28 protein-coding genes, 1 tRNA gene and 1 pseudogene are annotated in these 24814 nt (G+C 65.7%); 4 read left to right on the forward strand and 26 right to left on the reverse strand.

What is annotated here, in order from left to right:
* The first annotated feature begins 126 nt into the window (after positions 1-126).
* Positions 127-2217, forward strand: coding sequence for a UvrD-helicase domain-containing protein (locus tag HWY45_RS15105; protein WP_059882274.1), 2091 nt, complete (start codon positions 127-129; stop codon positions 2215-2217).
* Positions 2218-2301: 84 nt separating this feature from the next.
* Here the strand turns inward: HWY45_RS15105 and HWY45_RS15110 are convergent, their stop codons facing one another.
* On the reverse strand, positions 2302-3195 hold the full coding sequence (locus tag HWY45_RS15110) for a c-type cytochrome (protein WP_059563883.1): 894 nt from the start codon (positions 3193-3195) through the stop codon (positions 2302-2304).
* Between the two features lie 249 nt (positions 3196-3444).
* On the opposite strand from HWY45_RS15110, the gene HWY45_RS15115 reads away from it, so the two are divergent.
* Positions 3445-3520: transfer RNA gene (locus HWY45_RS15115), tRNA-Arg, on the forward strand.
* Between the two features lie 65 nt (positions 3521-3585).
* Here HWY45_RS15115 and HWY45_RS15120 read toward each other — a convergent pair.
* The 12 genes and pseudogenes from HWY45_RS15120 to HWY45_RS15170 all read right to left on the reverse strand — a co-directional run bounded on the left by HWY45_RS15120 (position 3586) and on the right by HWY45_RS15170 (position 10657).
* Complete coding sequence (locus tag HWY45_RS15120; protein WP_059882263.1) at positions 3586-4707, reverse strand: tyrosine-type recombinase/integrase; 1122 nt, start codon at positions 4705-4707, stop codon at positions 3586-3588.
* A gap of 65 nt (positions 4708-4772) precedes the next feature.
* Positions 4773-4991 (reverse strand): annotated as a pseudogene (locus HWY45_RS36835) (helix-turn-helix domain-containing protein); the annotation flags it as partial.
* Positions 4992-5595: 604 nt separating this feature from the next.
* Complete coding sequence (locus HWY45_RS15125) at positions 5596-8388, reverse strand: toprim domain-containing protein (protein WP_059882261.1); 2793 nt, start codon at positions 8386-8388, stop codon at positions 5596-5598.
* A gap of 2 nt (positions 8389-8390) precedes the next feature.
* Complete coding sequence (locus tag HWY45_RS15130; RefSeq protein ID WP_059882260.1) at positions 8391-8657, reverse strand: hypothetical protein; 267 nt, start codon at positions 8655-8657, stop codon at positions 8391-8393.
* Complete coding sequence (locus HWY45_RS15135) at positions 8654-9016, reverse strand: hypothetical protein (protein WP_059882258.1); 363 nt, start codon at positions 9014-9016, stop codon at positions 8654-8656. The genes HWY45_RS15130 and HWY45_RS15135 overlap by 4 nt, the downstream gene beginning before the upstream one ends.
* Positions 9017-9020: 4 nt before the next feature.
* Positions 9021-9215 carry a hypothetical protein gene (locus tag HWY45_RS15140; protein ID WP_059882257.1) on the reverse strand — a complete coding sequence of 65 codons (195 nt, stop codon included), beginning with the start codon at positions 9213-9215 and terminating at the stop codon, positions 9021-9023.
* A gap of 43 nt (positions 9216-9258) precedes the next feature.
* The gene (locus HWY45_RS15145; RefSeq protein ID WP_059882255.1) at positions 9259-9453 is read right to left on the reverse strand and encodes a hypothetical protein; all 195 of its coding nucleotides are present in this window, start codon (positions 9451-9453) and stop codon (positions 9259-9261) included.
* Positions 9454-9457: 4 nt separating this feature from the next.
* Positions 9458-9670 (reverse strand): hypothetical protein, encoded by a 213-nt coding sequence (locus tag HWY45_RS15150; protein WP_059882253.1) that lies wholly within the window; start codon positions 9668-9670, stop codon positions 9458-9460.
* Between the two features lie 86 nt (positions 9671-9756).
* The gene (locus HWY45_RS15155) at positions 9757-10005 is read right to left on the reverse strand and encodes an Ogr/Delta-like zinc finger protein (protein WP_059882251.1); all 249 of its coding nucleotides are present in this window, start codon (positions 10003-10005) and stop codon (positions 9757-9759) included.
* Positions 9993-10196 (reverse strand): hypothetical protein, encoded by a 204-nt coding sequence (locus HWY45_RS15160; RefSeq protein WP_059882249.1) that lies wholly within the window; start codon positions 10194-10196, stop codon positions 9993-9995. The genes HWY45_RS15155 and HWY45_RS15160 overlap by 13 nt, the downstream gene beginning before the upstream one ends.
* A 39-nt stretch (positions 10197-10235) precedes the next feature.
* Positions 10236-10433, reverse strand: a complete 198-nt coding sequence (locus tag HWY45_RS15165; protein ID WP_059882247.1) for a hypothetical protein — start codon at positions 10431-10433, stop codon at positions 10236-10238.
* Between the two features lie 14 nt (positions 10434-10447).
* Complete coding sequence (locus HWY45_RS15170; protein ID WP_081069778.1) at positions 10448-10657, reverse strand: hypothetical protein; 210 nt, start codon at positions 10655-10657, stop codon at positions 10448-10450.
* A gap of 49 nt (positions 10658-10706) precedes the next feature.
* On the opposite strand from HWY45_RS15170, the gene HWY45_RS15175 reads away from it, so the two are divergent.
* On the forward strand, positions 10707-11237 hold the full coding sequence (locus HWY45_RS15175; protein ID WP_081069777.1) for a helix-turn-helix domain-containing protein: 531 nt from the start codon (positions 10707-10709) through the stop codon (positions 11235-11237).
* A 171-nt stretch (positions 11238-11408) separates the two neighbouring features.
* Positions 11409-11705 carry a hypothetical protein gene (locus tag HWY45_RS15180; RefSeq protein ID WP_060080821.1) on the forward strand — a complete coding sequence of 99 codons (297 nt, stop codon included), beginning with the start codon at positions 11409-11411 and terminating at the stop codon, positions 11703-11705.
* A gap of 46 nt (positions 11706-11751) precedes the next feature.
* On the opposite strand, the gene HWY45_RS15185 is transcribed toward HWY45_RS15180, so the two are convergent.
* The 13 genes from HWY45_RS15185 to HWY45_RS15245 form a co-directional block, all read right to left on the reverse strand.
* The gene (locus HWY45_RS15185) at positions 11752-12843 is read right to left on the reverse strand and encodes a phage late control D family protein (protein ID WP_059882243.1); all 1092 of its coding nucleotides are present in this window, start codon (positions 12841-12843) and stop codon (positions 11752-11754) included.
* The gene (locus HWY45_RS15190) at positions 12840-13298 is read right to left on the reverse strand and encodes a phage tail protein (RefSeq protein ID WP_059882241.1); all 459 of its coding nucleotides are present in this window, start codon (positions 13296-13298) and stop codon (positions 12840-12842) included. The genes HWY45_RS15185 and HWY45_RS15190 overlap by 4 nt, the downstream gene beginning before the upstream one ends.
* Positions 13299-13319: 21 nt before the next feature.
* Positions 13320-16547, reverse strand: coding sequence for a phage tail tape measure protein (locus HWY45_RS15195; RefSeq protein ID WP_059882239.1), 3228 nt, complete (start codon positions 16545-16547; stop codon positions 13320-13322).
* 17 nt (positions 16548-16564) lie between these two features.
* Complete coding sequence (locus HWY45_RS15200; RefSeq protein WP_081069776.1) at positions 16565-16681, reverse strand: GpE family phage tail protein; 117 nt, start codon at positions 16679-16681, stop codon at positions 16565-16567.
* An 8-nt stretch (positions 16682-16689) separates the two neighbouring features.
* Complete coding sequence (locus HWY45_RS15205; RefSeq protein WP_059882238.1) at positions 16690-17040, reverse strand: phage tail assembly protein; 351 nt, start codon at positions 17038-17040, stop codon at positions 16690-16692.
* A gap of 67 nt (positions 17041-17107) precedes the next feature.
* On the reverse strand, positions 17108-17617 hold the full coding sequence (locus tag HWY45_RS15210; RefSeq protein WP_059882236.1) for a phage major tail tube protein: 510 nt from the start codon (positions 17615-17617) through the stop codon (positions 17108-17110).
* A 15-nt stretch (positions 17618-17632) separates the two neighbouring features.
* Positions 17633-18805, reverse strand: a complete 1173-nt coding sequence (locus tag HWY45_RS15215; RefSeq protein WP_059882234.1) for a phage tail sheath protein — start codon at positions 18803-18805, stop codon at positions 17633-17635.
* A 52-nt stretch (positions 18806-18857) separates the two neighbouring features.
* Entirely contained in the window at positions 18858-19481 is a 624-nt protein-coding gene (locus HWY45_RS15220; protein WP_059882232.1) for a tail fiber assembly protein, read from the reverse strand.
* Between the two features lie 17 nt (positions 19482-19498).
* Positions 19499-22165, reverse strand: a complete 2667-nt coding sequence (locus HWY45_RS15225) for a phage tail fiber protein (RefSeq protein WP_059882230.1) — start codon at positions 22163-22165, stop codon at positions 19499-19501.
* 2 nt (positions 22166-22167) lie between these two features.
* Positions 22168-22722, reverse strand: coding sequence for a phage tail protein I (locus HWY45_RS15230; protein WP_059882228.1), 555 nt, complete (start codon positions 22720-22722; stop codon positions 22168-22170).
* Positions 22715-23620 carry a baseplate J/gp47 family protein gene (locus tag HWY45_RS15235; protein WP_059882227.1) on the reverse strand — a complete coding sequence of 302 codons (906 nt, stop codon included), beginning with the start codon at positions 23618-23620 and terminating at the stop codon, positions 22715-22717. Before HWY45_RS15235 ends, HWY45_RS15230 begins: the two co-directional genes overlap by 8 nt.
* The gene (locus tag HWY45_RS15240; protein ID WP_059882224.1) at positions 23617-23979 is read right to left on the reverse strand and encodes a GPW/gp25 family protein; all 363 of its coding nucleotides are present in this window, start codon (positions 23977-23979) and stop codon (positions 23617-23619) included. The genes HWY45_RS15235 and HWY45_RS15240 overlap by 4 nt, the downstream gene beginning before the upstream one ends.
* Entirely contained in the window at positions 23976-24662 is a 687-nt protein-coding gene (locus HWY45_RS15245; protein ID WP_059882394.1) for a phage baseplate assembly protein V, read from the reverse strand. Before HWY45_RS15245 ends, HWY45_RS15240 begins: the two co-directional genes overlap by 4 nt.
* Between the last annotated feature and the right edge of the window lie 152 nt (positions 24663-24814).

Here is a 24814-nt window from a genome sequence, read left to right on the forward strand (position 1 = left end):
CCGGAATTCGCCGCTCCGGGCGTGTTAACATGCGCGTCCTGCCCGCGCGTTCGCATGCTCGACCTCGCGCCCCGCGCACGGCATCCTCCCGGCGTCCCGCCGTCAACCGCAACACCATCCGCAATCATGTCCGCAGGCCTCAATCCCGCCCAGAACGAAGCGGTGCGCTATCTCGACGGTCCGTGCCTCGTGCTCGCCGGTGCAGGCAGCGGCAAGACCCGCGTGATCACGCAGAAGATCGCGCACCTGATCGAAGCGAAAGGCTTCGAGCCGCGCCACATCGCCGCCGTCACGTTCACGAACAAGGCGGCCGCCGAAATGCGCGAGCGCGTGTCGAAGCTGCTCGAGGGCAAGACGCTCACCACGCCCGGCAAGGAAGGCCGCAAGGTGCCCGTCAACCAGCTCACCGTGTGCACGTTCCACTCGCTCGGCGTGCAGATCCTGCGCCAGGAGGCCGAGCACGTCGGCCTGAAGCCTCAGTTCTCGATCATGGATTCGGACGACTGCTTCGGGATGATCCAGGAGCAGATCGGCACGACCGACAAGGGCCTGATCCGCAAGATCCAGAACATCATCTCGCTGTGGAAGAACGGCCTCGTCACGCCCGAGGAGGCGATGACGATCGCCGCCAACGAGGACGAGCATCAGGCCGCGCTCGTGTACCGCAACTACGTCGCGACGCTGCATGCATACCAGGCCGTCGACTTCGACGACCTGATCCGGCTGCCGACCGAGCTGTTCGCGAAGAACGAGCAGGTGCGCGACCGCTGGCAGAACAAGCTGCGCTACCTGCTGATCGACGAGTACCAGGACACCAACGCGTGCCAGTACGAGCTGCTGAAGCTGCTCGCGGGCCCGCGCGCGGCGTTCACCGCGGTGGGCGACGACGACCAGGCGATCTACGGCTGGCGCGGCGCGACGCTCGAGAACCTCGCGCAGCTCGGCAAGGATTTTCCGAAGCTGCACCTGGTCAAGCTCGAGCAGAACTACCGGTCGACGGTGCGCATTCTCACCGCCGCGAACAACGTGATCGCGAACAACCCGAAGCTGTTCGAGAAGAAGCTGTGGTCCGAGCACGGGATGGGCGACTCGATCACCGTCACGCCGTGCAACGACGAGGAGCACGAGGCCGAATCGGTGGTGTTCCGGCTGTCCGCGCACAAGTTCGAGCGGCGCACGCAGTTCCGCGACTACGCGATCCTGTACCGCGGCAACTTCCAGGCGCGCATCTTCGAGCAGGTGCTGCGGCGCGAGCGGATCCCTTACGTGCTGTCGGGCGGCCAGTCGTTCTTCGACAAGGCCGAGATCAAGGACCTGTGCGCGTACCTGCGGCTGATCGCGAACGCCGACGACGATCCCGCGTTCATCCGCGCGGTCACGACGCCGCGCCGCGGGATCGGCAACACCACGCTGGAAGCGCTCGGCTCGTTCGCGGGGCAGGCGAAGGTGTCGCTGTTCGAGGCCGTGTACATGGGCGGCATCGAGGCGCGGCTGTCCGCGCGCCAGATCGAGCCGCTGCGGATGTTCTGCGACTTCATCCAGCGCCTGACCGACCGCGCGGACAAGGAGCCCGCCACCGTCGTGCTCGACGACATGATGGAGGCGATCCACTACGAGGCCTACCTGTACGACGCGTTCGACGAACGGCAGGCGCAGTCGAAGTGGCAGAACGTGCTCGAATTCCTCGAATGGCTGAAGCGCAAGGGCACCAAGCCGGAGGCGGCCGAAGCCGTCGACGGCGAGGCCGAAGGCTTCCACAACGCGGACGGGCTTGCCGACACCGGCAAGAACCTGCTCGGCCTGATCCAGACCGTCGCGCTGATGTCGATGCTCGAAGGCAAGGACGAGGACCCGGACGCGGTGCGGCTGTCGACGGTCCACGCGTCGAAAGGGCTCGAGTATCCGCACGTGTTCCTGGTCGGCGTGGAGGAAGGCATCATGCCGCATCGCGGCGGCAGCGAGGACGACGGCCCGATCGACAGCGAGCGGATCGAGGAGGAGCGCCGGCTGATGTACGTCGCGATCACGCGCGCGCAGCGCAGCCTGCACCTGAACTGGTGCAAGAAGCGCAAGCGGGCGCGGGAGACGGTAGTCTGCGAGGCGTCGCGCTTCATCCCCGAGATGGGGCTCGACGATGCGCCGCCGCCGACGCCCGAGGAAGCGCCGATGTCGCCGAAGGACCGGCTTGCGAGCCTGAAGGCGCTGCTGCAGAAGTGATCGCGGCCGCGTGACGGACGGTCAAGGTCAAGCAAAACCCCCGCGATGCTCGCGCAGCGCGGGGGTTTTTCGTTGCGGCGGCGCTTATTTCGACGCGTTGACCATGTAGTCGACGGCGGCCTTCACGTCGGCGTCCGACGCGGTCGATCCGCCCTTCGGCGGCATCGCGCCCTTGCCGTGCAGCGCGTAGTTGTAGACCGTGTCCATCGATTCCTTCAGGCGCGGCGCCCAGTCCTCCTTGCTGCCGAACTTCGGTGCGCCGAGCACGCCGGCCGCGTGGCAGGCCTGGCAGACCTGCGTGTACAGCGCCTTGCCGGCCGACGCGGCGTCGGCGCTCGTCGGCGCGGCCGCGGGCTTTTCGCCGGCCTTCGGGATCGCGGCAAGCGCGGCCTGCGCGGCGGCGATCTGCGCGTTCGCGGCGTCGGCCGCGCCCGATGCGCCCGCGGCGGCACTCGCGGCCTGCGGCGCGTTGGCGGCCGGCGCGGCCGGTTCGGGGAAGTTCGCGCCGTCGTTGTTCGCCATGTAGACGATCGCGCGGGCAATTTCGTAGTCGCTGTAGTCGTCGGGGCTCGTGCCGCCGCGGGGTGGCATCGCGCCCTTGCCGGCCAGCGCCGTTTTCAGCAGCGTGTCGAAGCCCTGCGAGATGCGCGGGGCCCAGTCGTCCTTGCTGCCGAACTTCGGCGCGCCGGCGGCGCCCGTGCCGTGGCAGGTCACGCAGACCGCCTTGTAGACGGCCTCGCCGGTCTTGTAGGTGCGCGGCGCGTTGGCGTCCTTCACGTCGACCTGCGCGAGCGGCGCGATGCGCTTCGCGACCTGTTCGTCGGACAGCGCGTCGGTGCCCGCTCCGGAACGGAACGCAACGTTGGCGTAGGTGGCGAACAGGATGATGATGACGATCGGAACCGCGAACGACGCGATGATCAGGGCAATCAGCTGCCCGGGCGTTTTGACGGGAGATTCGTGGGGTGCTTCGCTCATGCTTGCCTCGTCTCCGTGAATAGGAATTGTGAGCGGTGCAACGGCAAAATGGCTGTCCAAAGAAGCACGGACGATTATAGACGGAACGTTTACATCACGGGGAGCGGCGCGAAGGCGCGTGTTTACCCGCACCGAGCCCGTCCGGCGGCCGATTCGGCGACAAGGTGGACGCGTCATGGGAAACCGGGTATCCTTGCCGTCTTGCCATTCGTGGGCGGCCGATTATTCGGGGTCGCTCCACTGTCACAGGCGCCCGTAGCTCAATGGATAGAGTACTGCCCTCCGAAGGCAGGGGTTGCTGGTTCGATCCCAGCCGGGCGCGCCAAGCCTGACAAGGCTTCTAGCGGTTTCGTTACTTCATCGTATTCCCCCGTTACAGTGAAATTACAGTTAGCCGGCTGCGGTCAGCAGTGTGTCCGGCGGCGCTGACGCTGTTTCGCGCGGCAGCTCGATCGCCTGCGCCACCGGCAAGTGCGGCTGCACCCATTGCGCCAAGTGCGCCGCCGACAGGTGCGCGTAGCGCTGCACCATTTCCAGTGTTTCCCATCCGCCCAGCTCCTTTAACACCTGTAACGGCGTGCCGCGCTGCACGTGCCAGCTCGCCCAGGTGTGACGCAGATCGTGCCAGCGAAAATCACTGATGCTGGCGCGCTTCAACGCCTTGCGCCAGGCTTCGGTCACGGTCTGATAGACCGGCCGGCCGTGGTAGACGAACACACTGTCGACGAACTCGGGGGCGCGCTTCTTCCCGCGCTGACGCAGCAGCACGGCGATCGCCGTATCTGAGAGCGGCACGGTGATCGCTTTTTTCGCCTTCGCCTGATCCGGATGAATCCACGCGACACGCCGCACGATGTCGACCTGCGACCACTGCAGCCCAGTCACGTTCGAGCGGCGCAAGCCGGTCTCGAGCGAGAAGCGCGCCATGTCGGCCAGGTGATCCGGCAGCTCGGCGAGCAACCGTTCGGCCTCGGCCGGCGTGAGCCAGCGAATCCGTTTCTGCACGACCTTCGTGCGCTTCGTGACCGGCACGCGGTCCAACCATTCCCACTCGACGGCTGCGTTCAGCACGGCCTTCAGCACGCCGATGACGCGCGTCACGGTGCCGGCGCTGACGCGCTCGCCGGTGGTCACGATCCCGTGCTTCGTGCGGATCACCTTCGGTTCCCTCCGTTTGGCGAGGGCGATCGCGTCGATGCGGTTGCGGTCGATGTCGGCCAGCGCGACGCCCGACAGGTGTTGGTCAAGCCAGCGCAGGTGCGTTTTCGACGTTTCCAGGCTCGACAGCCCCTCGCGGTCGCTGATGTAGCGCACGACCGCGTCGTTCCAGGTGTAGCGCGGCTTGTGGCCGAGCCGCGCCTGGTTCCACAGATCGACTTTCAGCCGATCGTGCAGCTCTTTCGCCTGGGCTTTGTTGCTGGTGCCAGTGCTGCCTTGTACGACCGGACCGCCGCCAGGCGGGGTGAGCCGGTAATACCAGTTGGGACTGTTACTGCGTTTATAGAGCGACATGATTCAAATTTCTCCTGCGGGTCGCCCTGCACAACTCGCGGAATCCATTCTCCGGCGAGGTAACGCTGCAGGGCAACTGTCGAAAACATCCAGCGCTTGCCGACCTTGCGGCCGGGCAGTTCGCCGGCCTTCGCTTTCAGGCGCACCGTCTCGGGATGCGCGCCGAGTATCGCCGCCGCGCCGAGCAGGTCGACCGTGCTCGCCGAGGCCGCGCCCGTGTCTCGCGTGGGGGGAGCACACGCAGCGCAACTAGGGGATTGGGGGCTAACGCCGAATCTACTCATAACTGATTGAATTTATTGGATATTGCATGCCCCCATTTGCCCCGAATGAAGCGGGGCGCGCGTTTTGACTCGGGGCACAAAAAATAGGCAGCGTCCGCAATTGAGGGCAAAACAGGCATGACCCGGGGCATTGCGTTCGAGTCGATTCCTTGCCTCTCTTCGTATTCTTTCTTCTTCTTTTTCAATGAATTAGAGAGAGAAGAGAAAGGGGCGACGGCGGCCGGCGCAAAAATCGGACTAGGGGCAAAATCGGCCTGACTAGGGGCAAACGCGACTCCACACGGGGCGGGTGTCTTCTCAACAATCAATGACTTACGCGCGAAGAGGCCCGGAATCCCCGAGTTTTCTGCGCTGCATGCCCGTTCCCTGTGGAAAAACCGGCCCGCGCGGCCCCTCTCCCTCAAGGGCGGCGTAGTTGCCCGGCCGTTTCGACTCGCGGGGGGGACGGGGGGAAGCGGACAGCACGGCGGCCGCGTGACGACGTGCGCCGACTGCTGCGCGCATCGGCGCACGCACCGGAAACCCGAATACAGGGCCGCTGCGCGGCCGGAAAGAATGAGGGAATGGGTACGGCCGCACGGCGGCCGCATCGGCTGAGAGGGTGTCACGCTGCGGCCCCTTGCAGTGCGTCGGTGGCCAGGTCTTCCCGGATGGATACGTGCAGGCCGAACGCGGCCAGACGTTCGAGCGAGATCGGCGTGAGGTAGCGCACGCGGCGCGTGTAGATCCGGCGCTCCACCTCCTTGTCGCCGACGATGACGCCGGCGTGCTTGAGCTGCGCCTTGAACACTCGGTCGGATTTCACGGGCAGGCCGTTCCATTTGTCGCGCAGCGCGCTCGTGTGGGCGATGTGGTCCATCACGTGCCCGGTGTTGATGAGCAGGCAGAACTCGCCGTCGACGGTGTCGAAGGTGTACGGGTGCTTGTAGTTGCCGCAGTCCATTTCCGACAGAGCGGTTTCCATGATCCAAACCCACGGCTCGCGGTCGGCGCTCGTCTCGGCGATGTGGCCGTTCATTTCGGCGAGCAGGTCGCGTGGGAAGTCGCCTTCGCTCGGGTCCATGCCGGCGAACTCGCACAGGTAGCGCCAGGCGAGCGCGACGGCCGCGTAGTTGCCGGCCATGCGCTTGGCGCCGTCGTCCTCGCCACTCGCGCGGCAGTTGGCCAGCGCCTTGTCGCGCAGCGTCGCGTAGTGGTCGGCCACGGCGCGCTTGTCCAGGCCGGCGAGGAATTCGAGCCACTGCCGAACCGGGAAGCGCGGCAGATCGTCCGGCATCAGCGGGCCGCGCTTGCCAGTCAGCGTCGTGCGCACGAGCTTGCCGAGCAGGCTGCGCACGGGCACGTCTTCGCCGGCCAGCATCACGGGCGCGCACAACAGATATTCGGTCATGTCGGTGCCGCGACGTGTCACGGTGTATTGGTAGTTCTCCTGCAGCAGGCCGACCGCCTTGTCGATCACGTCCTGCCGGCGCGCGGACAGCTCTTCCCATCCGACCGGGTGGCTCGTGTGGCTGATGCTGGTCAGCAGGCGGAACTCGGTCTGCAGTGACTGCCCGGAGAACATCGTGAACGCGAGCGAGCGTTCAAGCCGCTTGATGAGCGTCGACTTACCGGCGCCCTTGTTCGCCTGGATCGTGATGTGCGGCCAGAAGCCGAGCAGTGCCTTCAGGTGGCCGCCGAGCGCCCACACGAGCGGGATCGTCGCCGCGTTCTGCTTGAACGTCGCCTGGTACGCGGCGATCACGCGGCGCGCGTCGCTGGCCGGGCCGGTCGGGAAGGTCAGGTTGTGATACGGGCACTGCTTGTCGGCTTCCGTGAAATAGCAGTCCGGCCCCTCGTTGACGATCAGGCGGCCGTCGCGCCAGGCGAGCCCGACGAAGTTCGCCGCCTGGCGCGCGCCGAGGTCGGCGCCGCGCTCCAGGATGTTTACCATGCGCTTGAACGGCGCCGGCGCCCAGATCGGGCCGAACTTGCCCCACTGGTCGACGTTGTGGAGCTGGTCGTCGAGCATGACGCGGCGCACGAGCTGCGCGCCGTGGCGCGGCGCCTGGACCGACACGGCGAAATAGACGGTGGGCGCCTGGTCGGCGTCGCCCGTCATCGTCGACGTCGCGCTCGCCACGGACACGCGGCTGATGCCGGCGATGCGGAAGCCGCATAGGTCAGTCATGACGGGCGTCTCGACGCCGCTTTCCTCGTTCTTGTCCATCTTCGTGATGTAGCTGGTGAAGTCCGGCCGAACGCGGAAACGCCAGTACTGCGCGAAGTCGTGCGACGGCAGGAAGATGCGCGGCCGGCCGCGACGCGTGGCGTCGCCGGCGAGGCCGGCGATGAGCCACGGCTCGAGCTGGTCGAGTGCGCGCGCGAGCTCGGCCGGGCCGCGCAGTTGCAGATAGTCGTTCACGTCGTTGATCGGCTTGACGGCCTTCTCGCCGTCCGCGAGGTCGGCGAACCAATTCGCCTGGTCGACGAGCACGGCACTGATGTTCAGCGCCGTGAGCCGTTCGTAGAGCGCCCAGGCAGCTTCCGGCCCAGGGCGGCGGCCGGCGCGCGGGTGGCCGTCCGCGAACGGCTCGTCGTTGTCCAGGCAGATCACAACCTGTTTGCCGCGCAGGAACGCGAAGTCGATGCCGTCCACGTTCGCCAGGCCGCGCAGCGCGAGCGCGGCGGCACCAGGCATCGCGCAGGTGTCGATCGACAGCGCGTTGATCGCGCTTTCGACGATGAACACGCGCTTCGCCTTGTCGAGCCGGCGAGGATCGGCGGTCCAGCCGTAACCAGCTTTGTCGCCTTGGGTCTGCGTCTTGACGCCGCCGTTGAGCGCCGGATCGACATAGCGCATGTCGACGGCAACGACGCGGCCGTCGCCAGGCGCGCGCACGATGAACGCGGCGGCCGGGCCGGCGTGACCCACTTCGCCGGCCGCGACCTTCGAGCTGGTCCACGTGTTGAAGCCGAGCGAGCGCGCGGCGATCGCCGCGTCGATCGCGGCTGCGGAAATACCGCGGCCAGCGAGGTATTCGCGCACCTGGTCGCGCTCCGCGAAGCATCGATCGGCGATGTATTCGACGGTCGTTTTCTCTCGGCGCTCGGCCGGCGCCTGGCGGTCGAGCGGAATACCGTACGCGTCGTGCAGGTAGCGCACCGCATCGGCGACCGTGCCGCCGCGCGCGTGAATGACCAGGTCGATACACGAGCCGCCGACGTCGGCGCTGTGGTCGCGCCAGCCAGTGCCGTGCTTCGGGTGGTTCACGTAGATCGACAGGGACGGGCTCTTGTCGTCGTGCTGCGGCGAGTGGTACAGCGCGCGGTCGCCGCCGCGACCGCGCTTCAAGCCGAGGCGATCGGCGAGGTCGTGCAGGTCGATGCGTTGTTTCAGTTCGTCGATCGAGGCCATCGTTATTGCTGTTGCTGTTGCTGTTGCTGTTGATGCAGGGAGAGGGCGGCAGGGTTGCCGGGTGTCGCGGGGCTGTCGACGAGCGCACGGAGCGCGCCGGCGGACGCAGGGAAGGCAAGCGCCAGACGATCGCCGAGAACGCTGACGAACAGCGCGAGCACCGCGACGCGCTGCAGGCCGCCGGGTTCATGGTCGAAGCGAAGGGCGTCGGCGGCCGCCGCGATGGAGGCTGCGAGTGCGGCATCGTGAGGGGTAGTCGTGCGCGTCATGCTGCTGCACCTCCGAGGATGTCGTGATGGTTCTGCTGCAGGCGTTGAACGGCGTGCTGCAGCTCGTAGCGCGAGGTCATCGCCTGGTCGAGCGTGGCGCGCAGGCGGTCGCGGTTGCGATCGACGTTCGTCGTCGCGTTGGCACGCGCCGCGTCGTGCGTCACGCCGTGGCCGATGCGGATGCCCGAGGCGAGGTGGGTGACGACCCACTTTTCTGGATGGCCGTCGCGAAGGTGCGGCTCGACGTGGATGCCGAACGTGGCGCCGGCGTCGTTCGGGATGACGACGTGATCGCCGGCGACGGTGCGCAGGCCGGCCGGCGTCAGCAGCTCGTAGCGGATGGTGGGCTCGTTCGTCATCGTGTCAGCCCCGCGGCGGAACGGACCATGCGAGGGCCGCGACCAGGACGACCATTGCGACGACCCCGAACACGAAGGCGATCGCACGGGCGTTTCGAACGTCGAACAGGCGCAGCACGTCGGCGGCCAGGTAGTAGACGCCGGTGAGGGAGAGCGAAAGCATCAGCAGCACGCCGATGCTGAAAATGTAGGGCTTCATGGTGTGGTTCCAGGCAAGTGCGCCGGCGGCCGGCGCGGATGGGTCAGTCGAAGTCGTTCGCGGCGCGGCGTTTCCCGTCGACGGCCGGCATCTCGGCCGCGGGCTCGCGATCGCGCCACACGTTCGCCGTGCACTCGAAGGCGTGGCGGGCGGCCGGGCACAGGGCGTCGAAATTGCCGACCATGCGCAGGCGGCGCCACATCGCGCGCAGGTCGACGTCGGTGAGGGGCGCACGCATCGGATCAATGCAGAACGATGGGCGTCAGGACGGGCATGCCGGCATCGGCGTCCCAATGACAGCCCAATGCGTAGCCGAGTCGGCGGGCGGTGCCGACGAACACGAACGGATCGATGTCGGCGCGCCAAAGTGCGCGCAGGTATTCGCGGCGCTTATCGAGCGACAGGCGGGCCGGATCGAACGGCATAACGACGGCGGCAGAAGCGAGGGTGGCCATGCTGATCTCCTTTTTTCGGGCAAAAAAAGCCCCTCGCGCCGGATAGGCACGATGCGAGGGGAAACAGGGGAAAGGGGGTTAGGTCGCTAGACGGGCAGTTCGAGCTGCTCGACAAGACGCTCGCGCACGTTCGGTGAGAGCGGCAGATGTAGCGACAGATTGGGGGTCGCGGACGGCGACAAGGTGCGGGCGAACTCCATGTTCACGATGTAGGTGTGGCCGCACTCGACGTTGTTGCACTGGAAGGTGACTTCCCGGAAGGTCTGGGACATTTCGCGACTGCTGCGCGCGGTCGCGCGCGTGCGGCAGTGCGGGCAGCGGTTCAAGATTCGCATGTCGGCTTACTCCGGACGAGGTACAAGGCGCGACCGCGGCCGTTCATCTGCTTGGCGGTGCGGCGAAGGCGGCGCTTGGCGAGCCACTCGACAGTCGCTTCCAGGGAGGGCAGGTCGTGCAAGGTGCGCACGCGTTCCAGCACGTCGCGGTCGGCGTCCGAGAGGGCAATTTCCGTGCTGGTTTCGGGCATCGGTGGAGCTACTCATTGTTGGCGGTTCGGTGCCTTCGTTCAGGCGCCGGCGCGGTCCAGAATCGAGGTGTTGCGTTCGGCGAGTACAGCGGTCGCTTCGCGCATCACGATGTCGCGGATTAGCACGGCGAGCTGCTCGCCCTGGTAATTCGCGAGCGCCGTGAGAACGGCCTGCTCGTAGTCATCGAAGCGGACGGTGTGCTTGTTGTTGCGGATGCGCTTGGGATCGGGATACATGCAGGCTCCTCAATTCACGAGCGGGCGGAACGGGAACGGGGGATGACGCGAAGTTGGCTCGCGCCGATGCGAATCAGCTCGCGCGCCATGCTGGAAATCGAGCGATTGCGCTGCACAGCGAGCTGTTCAAGCTCGTCGCGTTCCGTGGAAGTCAGCCGGACGTATACGGGCTTGTCCGACAGGGTGCCGCGTGGTGATCGGCGCGGGCCTTTGGCGGTGGTCATGGTCGGTATACTTTGATAGTTAGCCTTGCGTTACGGTAAGGCTAGTGTAATGGCAACAAAAGTACACGTCAACACGAAATGGGTACAAATGGAAACTGTAGGTAAGCGCCTGCGTGAAGAGCGGCTGCGCATCGGTTTGAGCCAGGACGAGTTCGCCGCGATCGGCCAACTCGGACGGAAGACATTGGCGTTCTACGAATCGGACGAAAGAGCGCCCGATACCAGCTTTCTTTTGTCACTGCGCTCCATCGGGGTCGACATCGTCTACGTGCTAACCGGCCAGAGATTGGAGACTGGGCGCCAGAGCGATGAGCCGTCAGAAACTGATGCAGAAGAGGCCGAACTCGTTGCCATATACCGGCAACTCAACGAAACCGGCAAGGCGATCCTGCAGTCGTTCATTGGTAGCGTTCTAAATCAGGCCGTCATGCTCAAGCCGGGCACGCCGCAGCGCGCTAAACGCCTGCCGGAAAACCGCCGCGCAGCGCTCGACGAACGCATGGCGGAGAACGTTGATCGTGCGATGGCGGAAATCGAGCGTTTGCGCGCCGAGCGTGCCGCCAAGGACGGAAAGAGATAGCTCGCGCGCGCCGTAGCGCGCTGGCCATTCTTCACACAAACACTGTATATCCATACAGTATTGGGTTAGCATCCTGAAAGCCGGCGATGCTGGCGACGTGGTGGATTCCGAGGCAACCGCGTCGTGTTGAGTGCCGCCGGTCCGTGAACGTGTTTGTGAGGGACCAGAAGAATGAGCATCGACATGAAACACAACAACGGCGCTGCCGGCGTATCGATGGCGGCCGATCGTCACGCGGACGTACGCGCCCTAGCGATGGGCGGGATGCGGTTCCGTTCGGACCTGACCGGAAGCGAACGCGATGCCGCGCGCGCAGCGATCGACGATGCCATGCAGTCGGTCAGTCATGTGCTCGAAGTTGCGATTCAGGCGATGGGAAATCTTCGTGTTGCACGTGCGGCGCTTGGGCGGTGCGACGACGGGCCGCCAAACCATGCGAATATGAACGATCGCTACAAATCGAGCTGACCGTCTCCCATAGAAAGCAACCTGAAGCCCGCCGTGTGCGGGCTTTCTACTTTCCGCCCTTCTTAAAATGCGACCGGTGCCGGTCGGTCGTCGGATCATCGCGCATTTCGAGGTCGAGCCCGGTCGTGAATCCGCCGTCACTATCGATGGTGTGCGTCGCCTTTTTCACGAGCCACGCGGTTTCGTCGATTTCGGGTTTGAAGCCCGACAGCGTGACAGGCATCTCGGGGAACAGATCGGCGCGGCCCCGCGCGAGCGAATAGCGCATCGTCGCCTGGCTGCGCTGCATACGCTTGAACTCGGCCTGTGCAGCCGCGCGGGCCTCTGCCTCCGTCGCGTAGTCCTCCGGCAGCACCTTCACATTCTTGTTGTTCTCCCCGCCGACAATCACCGACTTCCGCTTCGCCTTGCCGTTCGAATGGTAGTGCGCGCGCACGGCCGAATAGTTCTCGCGCTCGGACACGTGGTACGCATGCTGGTCGCCGCTCGCGCGCGTCAGATTCAACACCTGGAACGACTTCCCGCTGACGGTCTTTCCGGTGCCGATCGGCGTGAACAGCAACCGCAAATCCTTGACGTTCATCACGGCGTCGTAGCGCTTCGCCAGGCGCGTCAGAAACGACATGTCGCTTTCGTGCGTCTGGTCGATATGCGCGATCACGATCTTCGCCAGCGTGTCGGCGACGGCGGGCGTCAGCTTGTAGCGGCCGGCAATCGCGCGCACGATCGAGCCGATCGTCTGCTTGTGCCAGCTCTTCTCACGACGCTCCTGCATGCCGTTCGACATCGACGCCGAGCGTGCGCGCACGGTCAGCGTGTCGGGCGCGCCGCTATGTTCGAACTCGGTCACGACGAACGTGCCCTTGTCGACGAGCTGCTCGCCGGCCCAGCCGATCGACACCTTGATTTCGTCGCCGCGCTTGGGCAGCGCCAGATCGCCGCGCGAGTCGTCGAGCACCAGGTCGATCGTATCCGCATCGTCAGAGCGCGATTCCGTGAGGGTCAGCGATTCGAGCCGCGGCCGGAACCGCCGCGAGATATCGCGGCCGCCGAGCGTGATGCGGTAGTCGGCCATCGGCTCGACACGTTCGAGCCGATACACGGCAGCGTTCGAGTGTTCGGTCGCGCGCGTCGTCATGCCTTCGGCTCCGCGTTCGCTGCATCATCGGATTCCGCATCATCGACAAGCGCTGCATCCTGGTCGATGCGCAGCGCATCGTCGTCGACGCATTCGAGCGTCAACGTGAATTCGATCCTGCGCGCGGTGCCTTCGCGGGTGAAGTAACGTCGCGTTTCGTCGAGCCCTACGATGAGGTACGCGCCGTAGACGGTCCCGAGCCCATCGACCAACACGTACGCTTCGCCGACGTTTGCCATCTGGACGAGCTGGTCGAGCGACGCGCTGGTGCCGATCTGATCCGGCGCGATGAGGCCGTCGAGCGTGATGACATCGTCGCCCTGGCCGGTGTACTGGCGAGCATCGCGCGCGCCGATACGCGACTTCTTCGGATGCTTCCAGTTCCGGCGGCGCTTCAGCTCGTGGAAGGGGGCGGTAGTCAGGCTGAACACGAATTGATCCAGCGACAGCAACATGGGACAGATCCTCCGTGAATGTCAGTCGGACAGGCGCGAGCCGGCGCGCGCACGCTGCGCGCGTTCGCGACGATCCAGTTCGGCGGCCACGGCGCGCGCGATCGCGCGCGGATCGTCGCCGGCCTGCGGGTAGATGTTGATGATGATCGACGCAGGCGCGGCGGCCGATGCAGACGATGCTGCAGCCGGACCCGATGCCGCGATCGGCGGCCGCCGATCGATTGGCACGAGTGGCGCGGCCGTCGACAGCGCGGGCGTTCCGAATCCGGTTACGGCGGCCGTCGCAAGCCCGAGCGCCGCGCGCGCGACGCTGCGCTGCTCTCCCGCCATACCGAGCGCGGCCCCCTCGCCGACGAATCCGCCCAGCTCGGCGAACACGCGGCTCGGGCTGTGAATGCCGAGCTTTTCCTTGAACCACGTCACGGTCGAGTTCGCGACGTTCGTGATGGCTTCCTTCACAGCGCCCAGGCCGTTCGTGATGCCGTTGACCAGGCCGGATATCAGGTTCGCCCCGAATTGAGCCATCCTCTCGGCGACCTTGGCGGCCACGACGATGATGTTCGCGAGCCATTCGCCGAAGCCACGGCCTGCGTTGCTGGCCTTGTCGAGACTTTCCTTGCTCGCGTCGACCGGCCCCAGGAGACGGGAAATCCAGTCCCACACGCCCTTGGCCGCATCCATCAGCCAGTTGAACGCAGGTTTGAGCGGCTCGAACATCGCGCCGAGCACGCCGAATATGCGGCTGAAAATTGGCGCGAGCGGTTGCAGACCTTCGGTCAAGCCCTGCCAGAAGCCAGAGAAGAACGCCTTGATCGGCTCCCAATATCGGATGATGAGCAGCGCGGCCAGCGCCATCCCGGTAATGACGAGGCCGACCGGGTTCATGAGCGCGACACGGCCGACGAACATCAGCATTTGCGCGAGCCCGCCGAGCGCGGCGCCGACGCCGTTGATTGCGCCGACCGCACCGCCCTTGATGAGACCACCCGCACCCTTGAGCGCGTCGACCGACATCCCCGCGACGCCGCGGCGGCCGGCATACTGCCGCGCGGCCGTCCAGCGCGAGACGACGGCCGCACGCGACGCGGCCGCCTGCGCGGCGACGGCGCGCCATACCTGGGCGGTGTACTGCCGAGCGGCGACCAGGCCGTTTTTCATCGACGAGGCGGCCGCGCGGCCCCACTGCGCGACGGTCGACACGGCAGCTCGGCCGGCGGCCGGAATACCTTCGCGCAGCGTTCGTGCGTAACCGCGCAACGTCGCCCAGGCCGTGCGCGGCGATGACGCCGACCAGGCGGCGGCCAGGGCGGTGCGCATGCGAGCGGCGGTCCCGCGCGCAGCGTTGCCGACAACAGAGAACCGGGAAGCCGCACCCGACAACCGGCCGAAGCCGCTCGCGCTCGCGCCGAGCGTGCGCGCGAGAAAGCCGCCCTGAATGCCGAGCGTCGCCATGCTGAACCGCACGATCGCGAGCGGCCCGAGGAAGCCCGCGAGCACGATCGTGAACGTCCCCATGACGACGAGCAGCGCGGCGAACGCGGCGAGCACGGACAGAATGACCTTCGCCGCGGCGCCGTGGCGCTGGATCAGGCCGATGAGGCCGCCGAGAATCTCGCGGGTCTTGTCGAGCGCCGCGTTGTACAACGGGGCGATGCGCTCGCCGATCTCGCGGCGCAGGTCGCGGCCCTTCGCGAGCAGGTCGTTTTCCTTGCCCTGGGTTTGCAGCGCGCCGAGCTTCGCCGCGTCGTCGATGCCGTACGCGCCGCGGTTGAGCTTTTCGTTTTTGTGAATCTGGTCCCACTGCATGTACATGGTCGAAAACAGGTTCGCGGCGGTCCGGTTGGTGAAGATCGTCGAAATCATGTCTTTCACCTTGTCCGGGTCCGTGATGCCTTTCTTCGCCATCTGCGGCAGCAACACCTTTTCCAGCCATTCGAGCGGCGACGCCTTGAACAGATCGCCGCCGAGCAGCGCGCCCGGTTTGATCCGTTTGATCATCCCGATTTTGTTGTACTCGACGTTCTTCTTGTCGACCAGGCCGAGATTCATCATCTCCTGCGCCGCGCGCACGGTCGTCTTGCCCTGGTAGACGTTGCTGTACGCGGACATGAGGCCGGTGCCGACGCCGTGGCCGCCCATTTCCTGAATCAGCGGCTCCATCTGGTAATAGAACGCGTCCTGGCGCATCTGTTTCGCCGCAACGCCGCCGGTCTGGATGAAGTTGCGCCATTCGTCGCCGCCGACGCGGCCGCCGGTTGCCGACAGCACCTTCTGCACCATGTTCGCTTCGTTCTTGAACGTCGCTTCGTCTTTCGTGCCGCCGCGTAGTTCGATCACCTTCAGCATGTTCATGAACTTCTCTTCGTTCGCGTGTGCGTCTTCCGCGCCGAACAGTGCTTCGTTGGCGAACTTCATCTTCGCGAGCGTCGGCATGACCATCTGCGCGTGATGTTCGTCCGCGAAGATCGACAGCGCGTCACGCATCAGCGTCATGTTGTCGGACGTGCTGACGCCCATCATGTTCATCGCGCGCACGTACTTCTCGGCGTCCTGCGTCGCCTGGTCGCCGAGGCCGAGGGCCGTGATGCGCGCACGCTCGTTCGTCATCTTCTTGGCTTCGTCGAGTGTGCCGCCGAGGCCGCCGAGCATGCGCATGCCGGTCGAGCGGGCGGCGTAGCCGCCGATCGCCATCCCGCCGGCGACGCCCTGCATCGCCTGCATCTTGCCGCGCGCTGCGGCGAGCTGTCGATCGCGCTCCGTCAGTGCTTCGAGCTGGCGCGTCTGCGCCTGCATCGTCGCCGTCGTCGACGCGATGTTCGAGCGCAGCGTGCGCTCGTGCTGCGCGAGGTTGCGTGTCTCGATGCCGGCCTGCGTGAGGCGGCCGCGCATCTCGTCGACGGCGGCCGTCTGCTTCTTCTGTTCGGCGCGCAGGCGCGACGCGGCCTGACGCGCGCGTGCCAGGTCTGCAACCATTTTCTGCGTGGGCGGGCCGAATGCGTGTAGTGAGCCTGCGAGCGCCTTCACGTTCGACTGCGCCGCACCGAGCTTCTTCGTGGTGTCGGCGAGCCCGGCGCGCATTTCGCGGAACGAGGCGACGGCTTTCTGTTGCTTGCCGAGCTCGGCAAGCTCGCCGCGCGTCGCCTTCAACGACTGTGTGAGCCCCTTGTTGCTGTTCAGCATGTTTCGCAAGGGCTTCGTCCAGTTGTCGACCATGTCGAACATGACGCGCAGTTTCAGTGCGTTGTCCATCGTGTCTCGTGTCCGCTTCAGTTCGTTGATCCACTACGCAGGCGGGCGCGCTCGCGCCAATCCATCAGCTCAGAAAGGGAGAAATCGTCCATGTCGCGCGGTGTCCAGCCGAACACCGTTGCGACATCGGCCATCGCGTCTTCTACGCGTTCGGGGATTCCATGCTCGCTTTCAGCGCCTTCGGCATCAAAAAACCGGCGAAGATGCCCCCCAATGCCACGAGGTCAGCCGGGTCCATCAGCGTGACGTCCATCTCGGTCAGCGTCGGCGTGCTGATGCGCGGCAGCACCTTGCGCAGCGCGTCCACGTCGAGGTTCACGAGCGCCGCGAGCGACGTGCCGCGCAAGGCGCCGGCGGACGGCTTCGCGAGGGTCACGTGCGTGATGGTCTGTTCGCCGCGCACGATCGGCGTGTCGAAGGTGTGCGTGTTGGCCGCGATCGCGTCGAGTACGGTGCCGCCGGTGGGGGCGTTGTTGGTGTCGAGGGTCGTCATGTTGGGTGTCCTGGTGATGATTTAGAGGGATGCCCGCGGCGTGCGCGGGCGGGGTGGGAACGAGCGATTACAGACCGATCGCCTGGCGCAGGCCGGCGAGCAGGTCGTTGCCGTTGATCTTCTCGATCATGTTGATGAAATCCATCTCGATCAGATCTTGGCCGTTGATGGACAGCTTGTAGTAGCTGGCCGCCGTCGTGACCTTGAAATCGGTGTCTTCCTTCGGCTTAGCCGTACCCATGTCGATTTCCTTGTGGCGGCCGCGCACGACGATTTCGACCGAATCGTAGGTCTTCGAGTCCTCGCGCTGGTAGCCGCCCGAGAAACGGAGCTGCACGCCGTCGTGCGTGGTGATGCCGTACATGCGAATGACGTCCTCCATGAAGCCGCCGCACGTCCATTCGAGCTGGATAGCCTCCTGGCCGAAGTCGATCGGGATCGGGCCGCTCATGCCGCCGCCCTGGTAATCCTCCATTTTTCGCGACAGCTTCGGGAGCTGGATTTCCTTCGTCTCGCCGACGAAGTTGGTGCCGTTGTGAAACAGGTTGAAGCCTTTCAGCTTGCGAGGCATGCCCATGTGTTTGACTCCTGGTTAGGCCGACACGCGCGAGGCGAAATCGGCGAGATAGCGATCGGTGATGCGCTGGCGCAGCTTCAGGTTTTCGAGCGGCGGGACCGGCGTGTAGTCGTAGTCGATCCACGTGCCACCCGACGTCAGCTCGTCGGTCGTGTTCGGCTCCGGGTCGTACCAGGCGCCGCCGCCGATCAACTCGCCGACCGAGACTTCGCGGCGAAACCACGCGTTGATGTTCTCGATGATGTCGCGCGCGAGCGACGGGTTGAGCGGACCGTCGACGACGCCCATCTGCGCTTCGGCAATCGTGTCGGCGATCACCTGCGCGGAACGCGTGTAGTTCTCGAAGAAGAACTTGCCGTCCGCGTCACAGGTGCGCGAGCCCCAGAAGCGGAAGCCGTTCCGGTTCACGAGCGTCGTGACCTGGTTCTCGTTCAGATAGCCGGCGTCCGTTGCCGGGTCTTGCAAATCCCAGGACACATCTGCGCTGATGCCGGTCACGCCGTTGACGACGACGTTCGACAGCGTCTTGTGCCAGCCGATGTCGTTGTCGATCTTCGCGCGAAGGCCCGCCGCGATCGCCGGTGCCGGGATGGTGACGGTCGAGTTCGTTACGTCGTCCCAGCCGAGCCAATCCGGCCAGATCACCATGATTTCGCGCTGGCCGAACTGCTTGCGGTACGCGACCGCCTCTTCCTTCGTCTTGCAGCCGTGTGCGGCGACGTACACCATCGCGCGCAGCGATTGCGCGATCGTCGCGAATGCCGCGGCGACGGGCTGCGTGTCGAGGCCGGGCGCGACCAGGATGCGCGGCTTCACGGCGAGCTTCCCCTGCGCGGCAAGCAGTGCCTTCATGCCGGTGTATTTGCCGTCCGGCGTGACCGTGCCGATGACGTTCGTGGTCGTCTCGGCTTCGTCCTTTCCGTCCGCGACGCGCACGACGACGGTGACGGGCTTCGTCTGCTTGCCGATCGCGTCGAGCGTGCGGCGCAGCGTGCCCTTCGTGCCGGCCTTGCCGAGTGCGGCAATGACGTTCGTCAGCAGCACCGGCGTGTCGAGCGGGAAGGTCGCCGGGTCGGCGTCGGCGCCGGTGCAGACGACGCCGAGCACGGCCGTGGAGACCGTGCGAATCGGCCGGCCGCCTTCGTTGATTTCGATGACGCGTACGCCGTGGTGGTAATCCTGCGGCATGGTGTGCAGCTCCTATATGTATACAGGTGAGAGGGAACGGGAGAGCCCGTTGTCAGGTCGACGCGACGGAAGCCGGGTTTTGCGGTTCGATCGGCTCGGCCGGCGCAACGTATGGCGCGGGCGTCGCGGGCCACGCCACGGCGTCCGGAAACGTGTCGGCGTTGATCGCGGAGACGAGCGCCATCTGGTACGCGGACCAGGCTTTGAAGTAGTAGGTGCCTTCGTCGTCGAGAAGGCCGGCGGCGTACGCGTCGGCCTTCCCCGCGTTCGCGCGGCGTGCGATTTCCATCAGCCGTTCGAACTCGGCCATCGCGGCGTCGCGCTTTTCGCGCGCGATCAGCTCGGGCGGCACCGTCCATGCACCGTCGATCCACGCATGACGCGGCGACGGTCGTGGCTCGGTCGTCAGTTCCAGATCGTCGGGTGTCTTGCCCGCGATCGCGATTTCGACGGGCTCGCCGGTGTCGGTGCGGTAGCAGACGCGTCCGCGGAAGTCCGGCAGCAGGAACCAAGCGCCGTCGCGATAGAACGGCCAGGTGGTCGGCGTGCGCGGCGGCGGCGCATCGATCGTCGCGGACGACGGAATGAGCCAGCGGCCGTCATTGCGCGGATCGGCGTCGGGCTGGCTGCTGGTCAGGTATTCGCCGGTCGACGGGCTGTAGTGGTGAATCAACATGTTTCGAGGTCCGTAAGTTAGTAGGCGCGGATCATGGCGAGCAATGCGATGTTGCGCGGCCGCGCTTCGCTGCCGCCGTCCGCGTTGACGGTGATGCCGTGGCTGTGCCGACCGGCCCCGCCGATGCCGACGTTGTGGCCGTGGTTGCCTGCACCTTCCGTGTCGAATTGGTGGTTGTGATTGCCGGCTGGGCTGGTGAGGAACCATTTGTTGTCCCAGTCTTCCGTCGATGCCCCGAATCGGTTGTTCTCCCCATCAGTTCCCCACGGCGGAACAAACGATCGATCGTTTTGCCCGAATGGGACGATGTGCTGGTGGTCACCACTACTGGTGGTCCACCCGTGATGACCGTGCCAGCCTTGCGAATCCGTCCATGCCGAGTGCGCGTGATCGCCGACTTCGGATGCGCTTGCACCGTGCGCGTGCGAACGGTTCTGGTCACCTTGGTACGAGCCGATGGCGCGCTGCGGATCGATGTCGTCGCGGCCGTCCGCCCAACATCGGATGAACTCGCCGCGCATCTCGGGCAGGCGGAACGTCGACGCGCCGTCACCAGTCGAGAAGCAACCCCAGCGGCCGTTCATCCATTCGGCTTCGGACACGAGTGCGCCGCTCGCCTGGGCGTAGGCCCACAGCGCCGGATAGTCGGCGCGATTCACGAGGACGCCGTTGGCTTTCAGGAAGCCGGCACGCGCCAGCGTGCGGGGTTCGAAGACAATCTGGCCGACAGTCACGGTCGAAATTGCGGACAGTACCCATTCCGTCGTCGCCAGGCGCGTCGAGCGATCGCCCTGCGGCGGCGTCGGCCCTTGTACCGGCCTTTCGAAATTCGTACCGGTCGGAGTGAACGCCACCTGGGGGAGCGAATTGCACGTGATCCCGAACGATCCATCGCCGATGTGATAAAGCCCCGTATCCGGCGCTCCGTCGTTTTGGAACGTGAGCGAAGGAGAACCGGCACTACCTTCCGATAGGAAAATGCGCTTGCCTGGATCGAACCACACGTCTGCGGCCATCGTTCCGCCCTTCAGTCGATCGAGCGGCGTCACGTTGCCCGAGTGCCAGACGGGATTACCGTCAATGCGGAAGGTGCGATCGGCGATGTAATACTGGAACGCGCCCTGCGTCGGTGTCCACCAACCGTAGGTGTCTTTGTTCGAATAGAGGAAGCCATCGACGGGGCCGAGGCGAATTTCCCCCTGGTTCAGGCGGGTGCCGACCCACAGATTGCCGGCCACATTGGCATTACCGCCAAAGTCGACTCCTGCGCCGGTGCCGTCGATACTGACCTTGCCCGTATCGAGTGCCCACGAGAACGGACGCAGTGAATTCCATGATCCGTCCGGGTTGCCTTTGGCCGTCGTCAGAAACCAGGCGCGGTCGTCGTCGTTGCGCAGAATCACGCCGTAGTTCGACGCGCTTGCTCTGAACTGGGCTCCGCCGTTGTCGGTTCCTGCACTCTTGACGCCGGCCGAGGCAGTGACCCTACCTTTGACCTGCACGGCATTCAAACCGTCGTCGTCGATATCGCCGACGACCAGGCGCTTCGCGAGCGAAAAGACCTGCGTGCTGCGGTCGACGCGAAACGCTGGGAACTGCGTGACGCCATCGTCGGCGAACGCGTTCAATCCGAAGTTGTTGCCGGCATTTCCGCCGGTGGCAGCGCCATCTCGCTTGAACAGAGACCAGCGAACCTTCCCCCCATCGGCAAAGAACAGCGTCGAGAAACTGCCGGCCCCGCCGTCGATCGAAACGGCCTTCGAATAGCTGGTGCCATCGGTGACGGTATTGCCACCGACGAGAAGCCGTGAGCCGGCGTCGTCGCTCTTCACGTCGCCGATGAGAACGCGGCCGCCGTAGGAGATGCGCACGGCCCGCGCCTGGTACGCGTCGGCCGTCGCGTCGTTACCCGTCTTGTTGAGCCAGACGTCAAGGTATTCGCGTCCCCACGGACCATTGTCGAAACCGGCCCGAATCGTAGCGACCAGACGCGCGCCGGTGTCGGCGACGTTGCCGCCAAACGTACCGAACATGCGAACGCGGCTTTCGCGAGCGAGCGCGCCGGACGCCGGCAGAATGGAAACCTGCGATGAATTCGGACCTGCATCGAACTCCGCGATCACGGGGCCGGTGAATTTCGCGCCAGTCAGCGCGGCGTACCGGGTCGCGGCAGTCTTCGGAGTGATGGCGCGCGAGTCGTCCGCCCCCGCATCGACTTCGGCCTGCGTGGCGAGTTCTACAACGCCCTTGCGTTCGGTCGTCGCCGGCGGGTTCAGAAACGTGGCCGGGCCGAACTGAAGCTGCGCCGCGTCGATCGACGTGAACACGATGTCGCTCGCGAGCAGCAACATGGCCGCCGGCGACTTTTCAAGAATGGGCGTGCTCTGCACGTAGACGCCGAACAGCACGCCGTTGTCCAGGTACAGGCCGTACGCGTACAACGTGTACTGGTCGTTCGTGTCGTCCTGGATGACGACGTGCACAGTGTCCGGTGCGACGTTTTCGCCGCCGAACGTCGTCACGCGCTTGCGCTCGCTCGGCAAGGTCTTCATGCCCTTGTCGAACGCGAACGCGGCGGTGCCGAGGCCGATTTCGGCGACGCGGCGCGACGTGGTGCCGGTGTTGCCCGCGGCGACGAGCGCCGCGCGGCCGGCGTCAGTGATTTGAATCAGGTTTCCAGCCATATTCAGGTATCCGAGAGGGACAGGCGGCAATAGACCGCGGCGCGTGCGCCGGCGCCGACGCGCTGTGCGCTGGTCGCACCAAAGCCCTGCTTGAAGGTGTAGTGCGCGGTACCGCGCTTCGCGCGATCGACTTCCGCGCGGATGTCGGCGACGTACTCGGCAGTTGCGGGCACGCCGTCGCGGCTACCGACCGTCAGCACGATTTCGAACGTGCCGGGCCTGCCGCGCGGCGTCATCTCGAACCACTCGCGCATCGCCACGTTCGCGCCGAACGACGCGCAGACCTGGCGCACGGCTTCGGCCGTGCCCTTGATCCGGGCAATCCGGATTGCGGTTTTCACACGCGCGCGCTTGACCTGCTCGGGCCAGTAGTCTTTCCAGGTCTCGACGCCGACGTGCCAGGCCAGCCACGGCAGGAATGCCAGCGGGATCGCATCCGGGTCCATCAGCGTGCCGATGTCGACCGGGATGCCGCTAATTCGCGCATTGGTCTCGGCGAGGCGCCGCTCGAGCGCGGTCGCGTTCGGCGGCAGCAACGAGGGCATCGGCTTATTCATCCGCGACCCCGCCGTCGATCAGCTCGATTCCCGTGCAGTACGGCGCCTGCTCGCCCGTCACGGTGACGCCGCCGGCCGGCGAGTCCAGCAATACCTTCTGCACGCCCGCCACGCGCATTGCCGCGTGCAGGCCGTCGACCGTCACTTCCATGCCGATGCGGTGCATGTCGGCGGCGAACTTTGCCGTGCGCTTGTTCGCTTCCGCGAGCGCGACCGCGCGATCCGGGCCGGAGAAGAAGCGCAGCGTTGAGCGGATCGCGTAGCGCACGACCTTCGCGCTCTGCACGATCACTTCGTCGGTCTGCGGCCGCTTGCCTTCCAGACTCTTCTTCACGATCTCGATCAGCTCGTCGCTCGCCGTGCCGTCGCCTTCGCGCGACAAGATCGTGACGACCATCACGCACGGCTCCGGGCTGAACGCGGCGGCAGACAAAACGCGGCCATCGGATGAACGCGCATGGAACACGTACGCTTCTTCAGGACCGGCGACGGAGAAGCCGCGCGGCGCGAGCTGCACGCGCTCGCGCAGGCTGTCGTCGTCTTCGTAGACCGGATCGACTCCGTTCTCAGGATCGCCGGCCGAGATGACCAGGCGTTCCACGTCGAAGAGGGCTGCGATGTGTTCGAGCGTCGTGCCGCGTGCATATGCGAGCAGGATGCCGCGAGCCTTGTCGTTGATGAGCTGGCGCAGCAGCACTTCGCGGTAGGCGTTTTCCTGCAACGATCGCGTCAACGGTTCGGATTCGAGCGCGAGCGTCGCGGCGATCTCGGCGCGTTGGTCGGCCGGGTACAGGGAAATGAGCCGCGCCTTGCGTTCAGCAAAGACCGTTTCGAAGTCGAGCGGGTCGACGATATCGGGCGCCGGCAGTTGCGACAGGTCGATCGGGGTCGTTCTCATGCGCCGACTCCGTTCGACACGGGCACGCGCAGCGATACAGGTTCGTCGCGCTCGTCGGTCCATCCTTCGATGTCGACGAGCTGGTGACCGGCGAACGCCTCGTCGGCACCCGCCACGAGCTGCACACGCGTGACGGTCAGACGCGGCTCCCAACGCATCAGCGCGGTCGCGGCGGCCGCGTACAGGCGAATCCGCGTCGCGCCATTGGTCGGCGCGTCGATCAGGTCGGGCAATTCAGAGCCGAACGAACGGCGCTGGATGCACGAGCCGAGCGGGGTCGTCAGAATCCGGCCGACCGACTGCGACAGGTGGTCGACGCCCGAAATCGCGCGACCGGTGACAGCGTTCATTCCCTTCATGCTGCCCCCGGGATCGGCTTCGACGTGCGGGCGAATTCGCCCATCGCGTCGTGTGGGTGTTCGACCAGGCTGACGTTGCGTGCGACAACGTCGTCAGTGAACTCGGCGCGACCGTCGATCTTCATGACAGAACCGCCTTTGCCGCCCTTGCCGGTCATGCCCGACTCAAACGCGAACGGACCTTTCACGGTCAGCGATTTCGTCACGGTCGCGTCCCCATCGAGCAGGATGCTTTCGGCCTGCACGGTCGCGTCCTTCGTCTGCACGATGACCGCGCCTGGTGCGATAACGCGTACGGTCGCGCCGGCAGGCAGCTCGGCCGTCAGCGCGTGCGCCGCATGGTCGTAGCTGACGCGTGCGCCGTCCGCGTAGACGCGGGTGTGGGTGTTCGGGGAGTTGTCCGGCGCCGGCGCGGCGTCGGAGTAGAGGCCGCGCAGTGCGACGGCCTGCGCGAAGTCGCCCATCGGGCCGAGCAGCACGACCTGTTCGCCCTTCGTCGGCGGAAGCCATTCGCGCGTGCTGCCGGCCGCCGGCGTGAGCCAGGGAATCCAGTTGGTTTGCAGGCCGTCGTCGGCGGATTCGCCGACCGCGACGCGACAGAGGCCCGTGCCGTAGTCGACATCGAGAATCGAGCCCTTGCGCACGGCGTTGCGTGCCTGCCGTTGAATTTCGTTCGCATCCATGCCGACCATGTTGCCGGTCGCCCTCGCGTGACGCGAGCGAATGCAAATGTCGTGCTCGCGGGTACAGCATGCTCGTCGCGCGCGCGAGCAAACGTGCGTCGACAATCGGCGTTACACGCTCAACGACGTGTGTCGCACACGTCGCGGGTGTC

Origin of the sequence: Burkholderia stagnalis (assembly GCF_902830275.1) — a bacterium.
GTDB lineage: Bacteria > Pseudomonadota > Gammaproteobacteria > Burkholderiales > Burkholderiaceae > Burkholderia > Burkholderia stagnalis.